The sequence below is a fragment of the Hasllibacter halocynthiae genome, assembly GCF_003003095.1.
Classification (GTDB): domain Bacteria; phylum Pseudomonadota; class Alphaproteobacteria; order Rhodobacterales; family Rhodobacteraceae; genus Hasllibacter; species Hasllibacter halocynthiae.
Genome location: NZ_PVTT01000001.1, coordinates 1 through 14,713 on the forward strand (window position 1 = coordinate 1; position 14,713 = coordinate 14,713).

13 protein-coding genes are annotated in these 14,713 nt (G+C 72.3%); 6 read left to right on the plus strand and 7 right to left on the minus strand.

Features of this window, described 5'->3' with window-relative positions:
• Nucleotides 1-213: 213 nt before the first annotated feature.
• A complete protein-coding gene (locus BCF33_RS14420; protein WP_106158916.1) occupies nt 214-2,436 on the plus strand; it encodes a mechanosensitive ion channel domain-containing protein in 2,223 nt (740 codons plus the stop codon).
• Between the two features lie 45 nt (nt 2,437-2,481).
• Here the strand turns inward: BCF33_RS14420 and BCF33_RS00015 are convergent, their stop codons facing one another.
• The 3 genes from BCF33_RS00015 to BCF33_RS00025 all read right to left on the minus strand — a co-directional run bounded on the left by BCF33_RS00015 (nt 2,482) and on the right by BCF33_RS00025 (nt 5,619).
• Nucleotides 2,482-3,492, minus strand: a complete 1,011-nt coding sequence (locus BCF33_RS00015) for a cytochrome d ubiquinol oxidase subunit II (protein ID WP_106158917.1) — start codon at nt 3,490-3,492, stop codon at nt 2,482-2,484.
• Nucleotides 3,493-3,554: 62 nt separating this feature from the next.
• On the minus strand, nt 3,555-5,060 hold the full coding sequence (locus BCF33_RS00020) for a cytochrome ubiquinol oxidase subunit I (RefSeq protein ID WP_106158918.1): 1,506 nt from the start codon (nt 5,058-5,060) through the stop codon (nt 3,555-3,557).
• Nucleotides 5,061-5,064: 4 nt separating this feature from the next.
• Entirely contained in the window at nt 5,065-5,619 is a 555-nt protein-coding gene (locus BCF33_RS00025) for a GbsR/MarR family transcriptional regulator (RefSeq protein WP_245883665.1), read from the minus strand.
• A 207-nt stretch (nt 5,620-5,826) separates the two neighbouring features.
• Between BCF33_RS00025 and BCF33_RS00030 the strand changes: the two genes are divergently transcribed.
• Together BCF33_RS00030 and BCF33_RS00035 are read left to right on the plus strand one after the other, a co-directional pair.
• The gene (locus BCF33_RS00030) at nt 5,827-6,498 is read left to right on the plus strand and encodes a molecular chaperone DjiA (protein ID WP_106158919.1); all 672 of its coding nucleotides are present in this window, start codon (nt 5,827-5,829) and stop codon (nt 6,496-6,498) included.
• A gap of 105 nt (nt 6,499-6,603) precedes the next feature.
• On the plus strand, nt 6,604-6,903 hold the full coding sequence (locus tag BCF33_RS00035; protein WP_106158920.1) for a hypothetical protein: 300 nt from the start codon (nt 6,604-6,606) through the stop codon (nt 6,901-6,903).
• Nucleotides 6,904-6,936: 33 nt separating this feature from the next.
• Here the strand turns inward: BCF33_RS00035 and BCF33_RS00040 are convergent, their stop codons facing one another.
• Together BCF33_RS00040 and BCF33_RS00045 are read right to left on the minus strand one after the other, a co-directional pair.
• Nucleotides 6,937-7,470, minus strand: coding sequence for an adenine phosphoribosyltransferase (locus BCF33_RS00040; protein ID WP_106158921.1), 534 nt, complete (start codon nt 7,468-7,470; stop codon nt 6,937-6,939).
• The gene (locus BCF33_RS00045; protein ID WP_106158922.1) at nt 7,467-8,357 is read right to left on the minus strand and encodes an S-methyl-5'-thioadenosine phosphorylase; all 891 of its coding nucleotides are present in this window, start codon (nt 8,355-8,357) and stop codon (nt 7,467-7,469) included. Before BCF33_RS00045 ends, BCF33_RS00040 begins: the two co-directional genes overlap by 4 nt.
• A 229-nt stretch (nt 8,358-8,586) precedes the next feature.
• On the opposite strand from BCF33_RS00045, the gene BCF33_RS00050 reads away from it, so the two are divergent.
• Nucleotides 8,587-10,254 carry a SulP family inorganic anion transporter gene (locus BCF33_RS00050; RefSeq protein WP_106158923.1) on the plus strand — a complete coding sequence of 556 codons (1,668 nt, stop codon included), beginning with the start codon at nt 8,587-8,589 and terminating at the stop codon, nt 10,252-10,254.
• Between the two features lie 39 nt (nt 10,255-10,293).
• Here the strand turns inward: BCF33_RS00050 and BCF33_RS00055 are convergent, their stop codons facing one another.
• Nucleotides 10,294-10,896: a flavin reductase family protein gene (locus BCF33_RS00055; protein WP_106158924.1), complete on the minus strand. Its 603-nt coding sequence runs from the start codon at nt 10,894-10,896 to the stop codon at nt 10,294-10,296.
• A gap of 89 nt (nt 10,897-10,985) precedes the next feature.
• On the opposite strand from BCF33_RS00055, the gene BCF33_RS00060 reads away from it, so the two are divergent.
• Both BCF33_RS00060 and BCF33_RS00065 read left to right on the plus strand, forming a co-directional pair.
• Nucleotides 10,986-11,495, plus strand: coding sequence for a GNAT family N-acetyltransferase (locus BCF33_RS00060; RefSeq protein ID WP_106158925.1), 510 nt, complete (start codon nt 10,986-10,988; stop codon nt 11,493-11,495).
• A 23-nt stretch (nt 11,496-11,518) separates the two neighbouring features.
• The gene (locus BCF33_RS00065) at nt 11,519-12,325 is read left to right on the plus strand and encodes an EcsC family protein (protein WP_106158926.1); all 807 of its coding nucleotides are present in this window, start codon (nt 11,519-11,521) and stop codon (nt 12,323-12,325) included.
• 47 nt (nt 12,326-12,372) lie between these two features.
• Here the strand turns inward: BCF33_RS00065 and ptsP are convergent, their stop codons facing one another.
• Entirely contained in the window at nt 12,373-14,616 is a 2,244-nt protein-coding gene (gene ptsP / locus BCF33_RS00070) for a phosphoenolpyruvate--protein phosphotransferase (protein ID WP_106158927.1), read from the minus strand.
• Nucleotides 14,617-14,713: the final 97 nt, after the last annotated feature.

Below are 14,713 nucleotides of genomic sequence, written 5' to 3' on the forward strand. Positions count from 1 at the left end.
ACCGAATACGCCTCCGTCAGCCGCGCACGGCCCGACAGAAGCTGCGACTGAGACGGCAAACCGCCATGCGGAGAGGAATAAGAGGTCATGGGCCGGGGCTAGGGCCCGGACGCCCCGGCGTCCAGCGCCGCATGTCCGGCGGGGGCTGACCGCGGGCCGCGGCCGGGCTAGGGCGTCGCGACAGGACATCGCCCCGAAGAGATCCCCCCCGCCGTGAAGCACGCCCTCCTCGCCTTTCTCGCCGTCATGCTGCCCTTGGGCGCGGCGGCGCAGATCCCCCTGGTGCCGCCCGCCGCGGAGGCCCCCGCCGAGACGGCCGCGCCCGAAGCGCCCGCCGCCGTCACGCTGGACGAGCTGATCGCCACCCTCTCGGACGACGCCTCGCGCGCGGACCTCCTGGCGCAGCTGGAGACGCTGCGCGAGGTGGAGACGGCGGACGAGGAGGTCGTCCCCGTGCCCCTCGCGCAGCGGCTGGCCGACCGGAGCGCCCGCGCCGTGGAGGAGGGCTGGCGCCGCGCCCGCATCCTCGCGGTGGAGGCGGCCCGCCTGCCGGGCCTGGCGGTCGGCTTCGGGCGCGCCCTGCTCGTGCCGGAGACGGCGGGGATGCTGTGGCGGCTGGTCGCGGTGATCGCGGCGACGCAGGTGGCGATGCGGCTGGCGCACCGGGGGATGCTGCGCTGGCTGGTGCGCCAGCCCCTGCGCCGGCAGGGCTTCGTGCTGCCCTTCCGCACGCGGCTGCGGCGGTTCGGGATGCGGATGCTGTCGGGCGTCCTGGCGGTGCTGCTGGGCTGGGTCGCGGGCTATGCCGTGGCGCTGGCGCTGGGCGGCGGCGACGTCCCGCAGGAGGCCGCGCTCTACCTCAATGCCTACGTCGTCGTCGGCCTCTTCGGGATCGGCCTGTCGGCGGTGGTCTCGCGGGTGCCGGGGACGATGACCCTCTCTGACCTTCCGCTCCACGCGCAGAAGATCATCGCGCGGCGGGTGCGGCTGGTCGTGGCGACGGCCGTGTACGGGATCATGGTCGCCGTGCCCGTGGCGCAGGCGCTGGGCGGGCTGCCGGCGCGCAACTCGGTCCGCACGCTGGTGATCGTCCTGTCGGCGGCGATCGCCCTCTACGCCGTGGCACGCATCCGGCGGGCGATGGGCGCGGTACTCGACCACGAGCAGGCCGAGGCCGAGGCCCGCCGCCGGCGCCGCAGGGGCGCCGAGGACGGCGACGTCGCCGCCGACATGGGCCGCGCCTCGGGGCGCGCCTGGCTCGCGATCTGGCCGTGGTTGGCCTACGCCTACGTGCTGGGCTGCTTCGTCATCGCGCTGACGCGCCCGGCGCTGATGGGCGCGCTGGTGATCCGGGGCACGGTGTTCACGGTGATCGCCCTCGTCCTCGTGACGGTGGGGCAGCGGCTGCTGCGGGGCGCGCGCTCGGCCGCCGCGCAGGCGCCTGCGCCGGAAGGGGCGGTGGGGTTCCGGGCGCGGCTGAAGGGCCTCGCGGGGCCGGCGCGGATCGTGCTGGCGCTGGTCGCCTTCGCCTCTGCCGTCCTCGTCCTGCTGGACGGGTGGCGGATCGTCGACCTGGGCGAGCTGCTCGAGCGGCCGGAGGTCGGCGCGCGGGTCTGGGGCCTCGTCAGCGCGGCGGCCATCGTCGTGGCCTTGGTGATCCTCTGGTCGGCGGTGTCGGTCTGGATCGACCGCAAGCTGGCGGGCACCGGGATGGTCACGTCGCGGCAGCGGACGCTGCTCGCGCTGTTCCGCAACGCGTTCACCGTGGCGCTGGTGATCTTCGGCGCGATGATCGCCCTGAGCGAGCTGGGCATCGACATCGCCCCCCTGATCGCGGGCGCGGGGGTCGTCGGCCTGGCCATCGGCTTTGGCGCGCAGAAGCTGGTGCAGGACATCATCACGGGCATCTTCATCCAGCTCGAGAACGCGATGGACGTGGGCGACGTCGTCACCGCGGGCCCCATCACCGGCGCGGTCGAGAAGCTGACCATCCGCTCGGTCGGGCTGCGGACCCTCGACGGGGTCTATCACATCGTGCCGTTCAGCGCGGTGGACGTGGTGTCGAACTTCATGCGCGGCTTCTCGTTCCACGTCCGCGAGATGGGCGTCGCCTACGGCGAGAACGTCCCGGCCGTGAAGGCCGCCATGCAGGAGGCGTTCGAGCGCCTGCGCCGCGACCCCGAGCAGGGCCCGAACGTCCTGGGGGAGTTCGACATGCAAGGCGTCACGGGCTTCGCGGACAGCGCGGTCCTCGTGCGGGCGCGGATCAAGACGCTTCCGGGCGCGCACTGGGGCGTCGGGCGCCTCTACGACGAGCTCCTGAAGGCCGTCTTCGACGAGCGCGGGATCGAGATCCCCTTCCCGCACCGCCAGATCATGCTGAGCGACGACGCGCTGAAGGCGTTGTCGCCGCGGCCGCAGGCGGCGGCCGAGTAGGGGCGGGAGGCCCCCGCCGGGGATGGGCGGGGGCCGTTCGGGCGCCTAGTCGTAGGTCAGGTCCTGGGCCTTGCCGCGGAAGATCCAGTAGGCCAGCGCGGTATAGGCCACGATGGTCGGCAGGACGACCAGCGTGCCGATGAAGATGATGAAGAGGGCCTCGGGCGCGGAGGCCGCCTCGTAGATCGTCAGCCGCTCGGGCACGACGTAGGGGTAGAAGCTGTAGGCGAGGCCGAGGAACGCGAGCGCGAAGATCGCCATGGCCGCCGCGAAGGGCGTCCAGTTCCAGCGGTCGTCGTCGTAGGGCATCCGGCGCAGCTTCCACCAGAGGAACGCGATCAGCGCGGCCGAGAGGACCGGCAGGGGCGCGAGGAGGAGCGACTCGGGCCAGCCGAGCCACTTGCCCCAGATCCGCGGGGAGACGAGGGGCGAGGCCGCCGAGATCGCGCCGATCCCGAGGATCACCCCCCAGATGCCGCCCCTGGCCCATTCGACGGCCTTCCGCTGCAGCGGGCCTTCGGTCTTGATGATGATCCAGCAGGCGCCGATGAAGCTGTAGCCCACGGTCAGGAACACCGCCGTCAGCGAGGCGAAGGCGACGGTCGCCCAGCTCCACTCCAGGCCCATCACGTAGAGGCCGAGCATGAAGCCCTGGGAGAGCGAGGCCATCAGCGAGCCGCCCCAGAAGGCGAGGTTCCAGCGCTCCTTGTAGCGCACGTGCGCCTTCACCCGGAACTCGAACGACACGCCGCGCAGGATGAGGCCGAGGAGGAGGAGGAAGACCGGCAGGTAGAGCGAGGTCAGGATCAGCCCGTGCGCCACCGGGAAGGCGACGAGGAGGATGCCGATGGCCAGCACGAGCCAAGTCTCGTTCGCGTCCCAGAACGGGCCGATGGACGCGATCATGCGATCCTTCTCGGCGTCGGAAGCGAAGGGGAAGAGGAGGCCGACCCCGAGGTCGAACCCGTCGAGGACGACGTAGACCAGGATCGAGAGGCCCATCAGTGCCGCGAAGGTCCAGGGCAGCCAGACCGCCGGATCGCCGAACCATTCCATTTGACCTGCCTTCCGTGGTGCGGGTGGGGGCCGGGGCGGCGCGGCGGCCGCCCCGGGCGATGTCATTCGGCCGGCTGGAGGCCGCCGCCGCGCGTGCCGCCACCGGGCGCATCGCGGCCACCCCGGCCACCCCGGGGGCCGGCGCCGGCGATCGCCTCGACCTCGGCCTGGCCGGAGCCGGGGCTCTCGAGCGTGCCGACCGGGTTCCCGCGCGCCGCGCGGCGGGCGAGGTAGAAGATGACGGAGACGTAGGCCAGCGTCAGGAACGCATAGACCGCGAGGTAGCCGAGCAAGGTGGACAGGACCATCCCGGCGGGCACTTGGGCCACGGCCTCGGCCGTGGTCAGCACCCCGGAGACGAGCCAGGGCTGGCGTCCGATCTCGGTCACGTACCAGCCGGCGAGGGTCGCCAGCCAGCCCGAGAAGGTCATCGCCACCATCGCCCAGAGAAGGGGCCTGGGCAGGGTCGAGATGACCCAGCGGCGGCGCACGCCGTTCGCGTCCTCGCGCTTGCGGGCAAAGTGGAGCACCGTGATCCACGAGAGGGCGAGCATCGCCATCCCGGTGCCGACCATGACGCGGAACGCCCAGAACACCTTCGCCACGGGGGGGTGCAGCATCTCGCCGTCCTCGGTCACAAACTCGTCCAGCGACGGCACGACGTGCTCGGGCTTGTGGCCGAGGATCAGCGAGGCGCCGTTCGGGATCGCCACCTCGAAGCGGTTCTCGCGCGCCTCGGGGTCGGGGATCGCGAAGAGGACGAGGGGCGTGCGCCCGTCGGTGTCGGACCAGTTGCCCTCCATCGCGGCGACCTTGGCGGGCTGGTATTCCTGCGTGTTCAGGCCGTGCATGTCGCCGGCGAAGATCTGCACCGGGATCAGGACGGCCGCCAGCACCGCGCCGAAGCGGATCTGCGATCGGACCTCCTCGCGCTGATCGCCGAGGAGGCGCCGGAAGGCCGCGATGCCGAGGATCAGGAACGCCACCGTCAGGCCCGAGGCCAGCAGCATGTGCGCCAGGCGGTAGGGCATGGAGGGGTTGAAGACGATCTCCATCCACGAGGTGGCGTGGACGACGCCGTCCCGCAGCTCAAACCCCTGGGGGGTGTGCATCCAGGAGTTCAGCACGAGGATCCAGAAGGCGGACATGGTGGTGCCGAAGGCCACGAGGAAGGTCGCAGTCGTGTGCAGCCAGCTCGGCACCTTGCGCCAGCCGAAGAGCATGATCCCGAGGAACACCGCCTCGAGGAAGAAGGCGGTCATCACCTCGTAGGCGAGGAGGGGCCCGGCGACGTTCCCGACCGTCTCCATGAAGCCGGGCCAGTTGGTGCCGAACTGGAAGGACATCGTGATTCCGGAGACGACGCCCATCGCGAAGGAGAGGGCGAAGACCTTTACCCAGAAGCGGTAGGCCTCCATCCACTTGGCGTCGCCGGTCCATTGGAAGCGCAGCTTGAAGAACAGCAGCGCCCAGCCGAGCGCGATGGTGATCGTCGGGAAGAGGATGTGGAACGAGATGTTCGCCGCGAACTGGATGCGGGAGAGGACGAGGGTGTCGAGTGCTTCCATCGGTCTAGGCGCCCTTGTTCCTGAGGGGGAGGATCCGCCCGGGGGCGGTGGCGAGGTGGCTGATCGAGCGGCCCATCTTCATGAGCCGGACGAGCGACTTCGTCTCGAGGCGGTCGAGCTCCTCGTAGAAGCGCATCATGCCTTCGATGTGCTCGCGCAGCGCGGCGATGCGGGCATGGGCATGGGCGTCGCCCTCCGCGGGGGTCCGCAGCTCGAGCTCCCGCAGGGTGGAGAGGGTCGGGTCGATCTCGCGCTTCTTGCGCTCGGCGATCAGGGTACGGACGATCTGCCAGATGTCCTCGGGGGTCTCGAAGTACTCGCGCCGGTCGCCCGCGACGTGCTTGCGGCGAACGAGGTTCCAGGACTCCAGCTCCTTGAGGCCCATGGAGACGTTCGAGCGGGAGACCCCGAGCGCCTGAACCAGCGCATCCGCGCAGAGCGGCCGCTCGGAGAGGAAGAGCACGGCGTAGATCTGCCCCACGGTCCGGGCGATCCCCCAGCGCGAGCCCATCTCGCCGAAGTGCATCACGAAGTCGCGTTCCAGATCGCTCAGCGCCACGGTCCCGTTCTACCTTTCATGTCTTTTCAGAAATTTCTGAAACTCATGTAGCGAGGCGGGCGGCGGGGCCAAGCGGGTTCGGGCGCCTTTCGGTGCGACATGGGGTCCCGCCGGGACGGCGCGCCCGCGCGGCGGGCGATCCCGGCCCCGGGCCCGCGCGGCCCGAAGCCCCGTGCCCCCGGCGCGGCGATGGGATAGGGGACGGGCATGTCGATCTGGTCCCGCATCGCGGAGGTCCTGCGTTCGCTCGCGTCGGGCGAGGCGCTCCTCGCGCTCTTCTCGCGCACCCCGCCCGAGCGGTCGGTCGCCTTCACCATCGCGGTGATCGCGCTCGGGGCGAAGATGGCCAAGGCCGACGGCGAGGTTTCGCGCGCGGAGGTGAGGGCCTTTCGCGAGGTGTTCCACATACCCGAGGAGGAGTTGGCGAACGCCGGGCGGGTCTTCGACCTCGCCAGGCAGGACGTCGCGGGCTTCGAGGCCTACGCGGAGCGGATCGGACGGATGTTCCCCGTCGGGGACCCGGCCCTGATCGACCTGATGGACTGCCTCTTCCACGTCGCGCTGGCGGACGGGGACTACCATCCGGCCGAGGACGAGTTCCTCTCGGAGGTCGCGGCCCGTCTCGGCCTGCCGCAGCGGGACTTCGTGCGCCTGCGCGCCGCGCACGTCCCCGGGGCCGAGCCCGACCCCTGGGAGGTCCTGGGCGTCGCGCCGGAGGAGGGCGTCGAGGCCGCGCGCCGGGCCTGGCGCGCCCAAGTCCGCGAGTCCCATCCCGACCGGATGATCGGGCGGGGGCTTCCCGAGGAGGCCGTGCGCCTCGCGGAGCGGCGGATGCAGACGGTGAACCGCGCATGGGAGGCCATCCGCGAGGCGGCGTGAGCCGCGCCGGCCCGAATGGCCGGTGAAGGACGGAACCGCGGGCCGTCCGGGCGCTTGTGGGATCGAGCGCCCCCTCGAGCCCGGGGGCCCCCGTCCGGAGGTCCCATGATCCGCGCGCTGGCCCTGTCGATGCTGCTCGCCGTTCCAGCGGCGGCGCAGGAGAACGAGACCACCCGCGAGGGGGTGAACCTCATGGCGCGCGCCTTCGGCCTGATCCTGCAGGGCGTGGCGGAGGACATCGCCGAGGCGCCGCCCGAGGGCATGCCCGCGCCGATGGCGGAGCTCGCGACCCTGGGCGCGCGGCTCTTCGGGTTGATCGACGAGGTCGGCAACTACGGCGAGCCGCGGCTGCTGGAGAACGGGGACATCCTGATCCCCCGTCTGCAGAGGGCGACGGACCTCTGACGGGCGGGGCGCCGCGCGGGGCCTATGCCCCGGTCAGGTCCCCTCGAAGGACGTGAGCGCGTGGACGTCCATCCCCAGCGCCTCGAGCCGCTTGCGGCCGCCGAGCTCCGGAAGGTCGATCACGAAGGCGCACCCCGCGACCTCGCCGCCGAGACGCTCGATCAGCTTGATCCCGGCCTCGGCGGTGCCGCCCGTCGCGAGGAGGTCGTCGACGAGGAGGATGCGCTGGCCCGGCTCGACCGCGTCCTCGTGCACCTCCATCACCGCCTCGCCGTATTCGAGGACGTAGGCCTCCTCGATCCGGGGTCCGGGCAGCTTGCCCTTCTTGCGGATCGGCACGAACCCGGTGCCGAGCTGGTGGGCGATCGCACCCCCGAGGATGAAGCCCCGCGCCTCGAGCCCCGCGACGCGGTCGATCCGCGTGCCGGCATAGGGGTCGAGCAGCTGATCGACGCAGATCCGCATTCCGCGCGCGTCGGCGAACAGCGTCGTCACGTCGCGGAAGAGGATGCCCTCGTGCGGGAAGTCGGGGATGGTGCGGATGTAGTCGCGGACGCTGCGGCTCATGTCCCGGCCCCCTTGTGCAGGACCCGCCCCGCCACCGCGTCGAGCTTGGCGACGAGCGCGGGATCGCGGCGTTCGGGCGCGGTGAGGATGGCGTGATCGAGCGCCCGGTCGCAGCCGTGCGGGCAGGGCGCGCGCCCCGGCCCGAGAAGCCCGGGCAGGCGCGCGACCATGGCCCGGCCCCTGTCGGCGTTGCCCGACAGGACGGCGATGATCTCGGTCACGTCGACCTCGCCGTGGTTCGGGTGCCAGCTGTCGTAGTCCGTCACCATGGCGACGGAGGCGTAGCAGATCTCCGCCTCGCGGGCGAGCTTCGCCTCGGGCATGCCTGTCATGCCGATCACGTCGCATCCCCAGACGTCGCGGTAGAGCCTCGACTCGGCCAGGGTGCTGAACTGGGGGCCCTCCATCGCGAGATAGGTGCCGCCCCGGTGCACGGTCACGCCGGTGGCGCGCGCGGCCTCCTCGCAGGCGTCCGTCAGGCGCGGGCAGGTCGGATGAGCGACGGAGACGTGCGCGACGCAGCCCCGGCCGAAGAACGTGCCCTCGCGGGCGACGGTGCGGTCCACGAACTGGTCCACGAGGACGAAGTCGCCGGGGGCGTAGTCCTCGCGGAAGGAGCCCACGGCCGAGACGGAGACGATGTCGGTGACGCCGAGGCGCTTCAGCGCGTCGACGTTGGCACGGTAGGGCACGGAGGTCGGCGTGTGGACGTGGCCGCGCCCGTGCCGGGGAAGGAAGGCGAAGCGCACGCCCCCCAGCCGCCCCGTCATGATCTTGTCCGACGGGTCCCCCCAGGGCGATCGGACCTCGCGCCACTTCGCGTCCTCGAGCCCGTCTATCTCGTAGATGCCTGACCCGCCGATCACGCCGATCATCGTCTCGGCCATGCGCGGCCCTCCGTTCGCCGCCGGACCCCGCGCCGGCCGCGACAGGGTTAGGGCAGGCCGCGGGGGAGGGGAAGCGGGATGGCGCCCCCGCAGCCGGGACCGGAGGCGCGATCGCCGCCCTTGCGCCCCGCGCATGGCGGCCCGGCCGCGCCTGCCCTTCCCATGCCGCGCGATCCCGGCTAAGGGCCCCCTCCATCAAGCGACATTTCCCGCACGTTCCGGAGGGCTCATGGCCTCGACCGACCTGGCCGCCATGGCCAAGCGATTCTCGTTCACCGACTTCCGCGCCGAGATGACCCCGACCCGCCTGCGCACCGAGGTGCTTGCGGGGCTCACCGTCGCGCTGGCGCTGGTGCCCGAGGCGGTGGCCTTCGCCTTCGTCGCGGGGGTTCATCCGCTCGTCGGCCTCTACGCCGCGTTCATCGTCGGGCTGATCACGGCCTGCATCGGCGGCCGGCCCGGGATGATCTCGGGCGCGACGGGCGCGCTGGCGGTGGTGATGGTCGCGCTCGTCGCGCAGCACGGGGTCGAGTACCTGTTCCTGACCGTGATCCTCATGGGCCTGATCCAGATCGCGGTGGGCGCGCTGCGCTGGGGCAAGTTCATCCGCCTCGTGCCGCACCCGGTCATGCTGGGCTTCGTGAACGGGCTGGCCATCGTCATCTTCCTGGCCCAGCTCGGCCAGTTCCAGGTGCCGGGCACCGCCCATGCGGACGGGCACGGCTTCCTGCCCAACGGCGAGTGGCTTTGGGGGGCGCCCCTTCTCCTCATGCTGGGGCTCGTGGCGCTGACCATGGCGGTGATCTGGCTGCTGCCGCGCGTCACGACCGCCCTGCCGGCGCCCCTGGTCGGCATCGGGGTGACGGCCGCGCTGGTGATCGCGCTGGGGCTGGACGTGCTGACCGTGGGGGACCTGGCCTCGATCGAGGGCGGGCTGCCGGCCTTCCACGTCCCCTTCACCACCGCCGGTGTGCCCGTGCCGGGCCTCTACGGCGATTTCCTGGCGCCCATGACGCTGGAGACGCTCTGGATCGTGCTGCCCTATGCGGTGATCCTCGCCGCGATCGGCCTGATCGAGAGCCTGCTGACCCTGAACCTCGTCGGGGAGATCAAGGGCGAGCGGGGCGGCGCCTCGCAGGAGTGCATCGCCCAGGGCGCGGCCAACACCGTGACGGGCTTCTTCGGCGGCATGGGCGGCTGCGCGATGATCGGGCAGTCCATGATCAACGTGAAGTCCGGCGGGCGCACGCGGCTGTCGGGCATCTCGGCCGCCCTCTTCCTCCTCGCGTTCATCCTGTTCCTCGCCCCCCTGATCGAGCGCATCCCGCTGGCCGCCCTCGTCGGGGTGATGTTCATGGTCGTGATCGGCACCTTCGCCTGGAACAGCTTCCGCATCATGCGCCGGGTGCCGCGGGCCGACGCCTTCGTGATCGTCCTCGTCACCGCGGTCACGGTCTGGCAGGATCTCGCCGTGGCGGTGGTGGTCGGCGTCGTCGTCTCCGCCCTCGTCTATGCGTGGAAGAACGCGACCCGCATCCACGCCCGCGCCCACACCACGCCGGAGGGCACGAAGGTCTACGAGATCGACGGGCCGCTCTTCTTCGGCTCGTCCGAAGGGTTCACGGAGCTCTTCGACGTGGAGAACGACCCCGGGCTGGTGGTGATCGACTTCGAGACCAGCCGCGTGGCCGATCAGTCGGCGCTGAACGCCATCGAGGCCGTGGCCGCGAGGTATCAGGCGGCGGGCAAGACGGTCCAGCTGCGCCACCTGACGCGCGAGTGCCACCGCCTGCTGACCCAGGCGGGGCAGCTCATGGTCGATTCGGACGACGATCCCGACTACGAGATCGCGACCGACTACGGCGTGCGCACCGGGCGCATCGCGGCCGGGCACTAGGCCGGCGCGGCATTCCCGCGCCCGGGGGCGGGCCTTCGGTCACTCCCCCGGGCGCGTGAGCTCGAACACCTCGTCCACGACCGCGTAGTCGCGGTAGCCGCAACGGGCGAGGAGGCGGGCGCCGGCGGTGTCGAACCGGCCGTCCACCAGGAACTCCTCGCGGATGTGCACGCCGACCACTTCGCCGAAGGCGACGAGGTTGGTCTCGCCCGGCAGGCGCACGATCCGGGTCAGGCGGCATTCCAGCGAAGCGGGCGCGTCGGCCACGCGGGGGCAGGCGATCGCCTCGCATTCGGCCTTGGCGAGGTTCGCGTCGGCGAACTCGTCCACCTCGCGGGGCCATGGGCCCGAGGTGCGGTTCATCGCCTCGCGCAGGGCGTGGCCAACGAGGTTGACGCAGAAGACGCCGCTCTCGCGGATGTTGGACATGCTGTCCTTCGTGCCGTCGCGATCCTCCTTCGCCGACGTGCTGGCGAACATGACCTGCGGGGGCACGTAGGCGACGGCGTTGAAGAAGCTGTAGGGGGCGAGGTTGTCGCCCCCCGCCGCCCGGGTCGAGATCCAGCCGATCGGCCGGGGCGCGACGATGGCGCTGAACGGGTTGTGAGGCAGGCCGTGCCCCTTCTCTGGACGATAGAACATCCGTGCGCTCCCAAGGTTGCCATGCCCCTTGCGCTTGCTCCCAGGGGTCCGGGTTCGCCATATCGGCTGCGACGGGCGGGGGAAAAGGCTTGCGGCTTCGGCAGGAGGAGGAGGGCGACGGCGCGGCCGTCGAGACGCTCTACGACCTGGCCTTCGGGCCGGGGCGGCGGGCGCTCTCGTCCTATCGGCTGCGGCGGGGACCGCCCGTCCGGGGATGCGGGCACGTAGTGGACGCGGGCGAGGCGGCGGCCGGCCTGGCGGGCGCGATCCGGGCCTGGCCGGTCGCGGTCGGCGGGGCGCCCGCCTTGCTGGTCGGGCCGGTCGCGGTCCACCCCGCGCACCAGGGCGAGGGTTGGGGCGGCGCGCTGATGGCGGCGGCGCTGGGCGCCGCGGCCGCCGGTTGGAGGCGGGCGCTGCTTGTGGGGGATGCGCCCTACTACGCACGCTTCGGCTTCGCGCCGCTCGCCGGCGTGCTGATGCCGCCGCCGACCGATCCCGCGCGCGTCCTGGGGCTGGCCTTGGCGCCGGGCGCCTGGGAGGGCGTGGCGGGCCCGGTCCTTCCCGCGCCCCTGGCAAGCGGATGCGCCGACACCATCTGAGTGGGGCAACGAGGAGGAGCACCATGCCCGACGCCGCCACCGAAGCCGCCGCCCCCGAGCCGAACGGGACCGATCACCCCGCGGACCAGCCCTTCGCGCCGCATGTCGAGGCCGAGATCGCGCAGCTCGCGCAGGTGCATCGCGATGCGGCGGGGGCGGGCATGTCGCTCCTCTCGTCGCTGGGGGCGCAGGCGGAGGGCCTGCTCGACCGTCTGCCGGCGGCCGTGCGCGGCCAGCTCAACGGGGCGACGCGGCAGGCGCTGCAGCTGGCCTATTCCGGCGCGTCGATGACGCGCGGCGGCCGCCTGCCGGACACGGGCGAGCGGATGACGACCGCGCTGTCCACCGCGATGGGCGCGGCGGGGGGCTTCGGCGGCCTGCCCACCGCGCTGGCGGAGGTGCCGGTGACGACCGCCTTCCTGATGCGCGCGATGCAGGGCATCGCCGCCGAGCACGGGTTCGACCCGGCGGACGAGCAGACGCGGCTGGCCTGCGTGCAGACCTTCGCCGCGGCGGGCCCGCTTGCGGGGGACGACGGCGGCACGGCGGCCTTCCTGACGCTGCGGTTCGGCACGACAGGGGCCGGCCTGAAGGCGGTGATCGGGCAGGTCGTGCCGGTGTTCAGCCTGGTCCTGGGCCGGAAGGTCGCCGCGCAGGCGGTGCCGGTGCTGGGCGGCGCGCTGGGGGCGGCGGTCAACTGGACCTACACGAGCTACTACCAGGACATGGCGCGGGTGCAGTTCGGCCTGATGAAGCTGGCCCGCGACGAGGGGTTGGACCCCGAGGCCGTGATCGCCCGGTTCCGCGACGTGGTGCAGCCCCAGACGTGACCGCGGATCGCCCCGCGCCCGGGGCGGGGCGGGGCGGGGCGGGCGCTTCAGGCGGCCCGGTCCTGTACCCGAAGCCAGTCGCGGAGCGCGGAACGGACGGACTGGGCGCCCGACCCTCGCGCCTCGTCGATGCAGGCGCGTGCCTCGTCGAGGTTCACCCGGCGCAGGAGCGACTTCACCGGACCGATGCTCGCCGGACGCATGGAGAGGGCCCGCAGCCCCATCGCCGCGAAGGCCAGCGCCTCGACCGGGCGGCCGGCGTCCTCGCCGCAGAAGGAGAGGGGGGTTCCGGTGTCGGCGCAGCGTTCGACGATATGCTCGAGGAAGGTGAGGTAGGAGACGTTGAGCGTGTCGTAGCGCCTGCGCACGCGCTCGTTCTCACGGTCGGCGGCGAAGAAGAACTGCTTGAGGTCGTTGCCGCCGATCGAGATGAAGTCCGCCATCTCGTAGAACTGGCGCGGCGCGTAGGCAAGCGACGGCGTCTCGAGCATCGCGCCGATCTCGAGCCGGGCGGGGACGGCGCTGCCGCGCCTCTCCTCCAGGGCGACCTCGTCGAGGAGGCGTTGGCGGGCTTCCTTGAACTCCTCGAACTGGGCGATGAAGGGGAACATCACCGCGAGCGGGCGCCCCGCAGCCGCGCGGATCAGCGCCTGTAGCTGCATCCGCATGACGCCTTTCTTGTCCAGGCCGACCCGGATCGCCCGCCAGCCGAGGGCGGGGTTCGGCTCGACCTCGCGCTTCATGAAGGGAAGCACCTTGTCCGAGCCGATGTCGAGCGTGCGGAACACGACGCGCCGCCCTTCCGCGCTGTCCATCACCCGCGAGTATAGCGACGCGAGCTCGCCCCGGCGGGGCACGGCGTTGCGGGCGAGGAACTGCAGCTCGGTCCGGAAGAGGCCCACGCCCTCGGCGCCGGAGGGCCCGAGCGACGGCAGGTCCGCCAGAAGGCCCGCGTTCATGTGCAGGCCGACCACAGAGCCGCAGAGCGCCTTGGCCGGCAGGTCACGGATGGAGGCATAGCGTTCCTGCGCGGCGGCCTGCATGGCCAGCTTGTCGCGGAACGCCCCCTCGACGGTGTCGCTGGGGCGCAGGTGGACGGCGCCCTGCTCGCCGTCGACGAGGATGCGGTCGCCGTTGAGCGCGGCCTGCACCACGCCCTTCGCCTGGATCACGAGCGGGATCGCCAGCGCCCGCGCGACGATGGCGGCGTGGGAGCCGACCGATCCCTCCTCCAGCACGATGCCCTTGAGCTTGCGGTCGTATTCCAGAAGGTCGCCCGGCCCGATGTTGCGCGCGACGAGGATCGGCGCGGCGGGCATCTCGGCCCCCGTGTCCTGGCCTTGGCCGGTGAGGATCCGCAGCAGGCGGTTCGAGAGGTCGTCGAGGTCCTGCAGCCGCTCGCGCAGGTAGAGATCGGGCACCTCCTGCATCTTCGTGCGCGCGCCGGCCTGCTCCTTCTCGGCGGCGGCCTCGGCGGAGAGGCCGCCCTCGATGTCCTCCTCCATCCGGCGCATCCACGAGCGCGAGCGCGCGAAGGAGCGGTAGGCCTCGAGCACGGCGCGCTGGTCGGTGGCGCCGGGGGGCAGGCGGTCGATCATCGCGTCGACCTGCTGGCGAAGCTCGGCGGCGGCGGCGCGCAGGCGCTTCAGCTCGGCCTCGGGGTCCTCGGCGATGGGGGCGGTGACGACGACGCGTGGCTCGTGCAGCCAGACGGCGCCGGCAGCGGTCCCCTCCTGCGCCACGGCGCCGCGGAAGAGGGCGGGCTGGTCGTGGCGGGCCGCGCCGGCGGCCCCGGCGAAGGCGCCGAGCTCGGTCATCTCGGCGAGGACCATCGCCACCACCTCGAGGGCATGGATCTCGTCGTCGGTGAACTCGCGCGCCTCGCGGGATTGGACGACGAGGACGCCCAGACGTTCGCCCAGGCGGCGGATGGGAACGCCGAGGAAGCTGCTGAACCGCTCCTCGCCTGTCTCGGGCATGTAGCGGAAGCCCCGCTCGGCGGGCGCGTCGGCGGCGTTCACGTTGCGCCCGAAGCGGGCAACGCGGCCGACCAGCCCCTCGCCCAACCGCATCCGGGTCTTGTGCACCGCGTCGGGGTTCAGCCCCTCGGTCGCGCAGAGCTCGAGCGTGCCCTCGTCGCGGAAGAGGTAGATCGAGCAGACCTCCGTGCGCATGGAGTCCGCGACGAGGTCCACGACCTTGTCCAAGCGCGCCTGTCCGTCACCGGCATCGGCCAGCGCCCCGCGCAGGCGGCCCAGCAGCTTCCGGCTCTCGCTGACCCTCCGGGCCATCGCGCACCCCCCTTCGCGCCCCGGCGGGGCGCCCCGCCACACAAGTCCCACGCGGCGGGGCGCGGGGCAAGCGCCGGGCCGGGGTCCCCGGGACCGG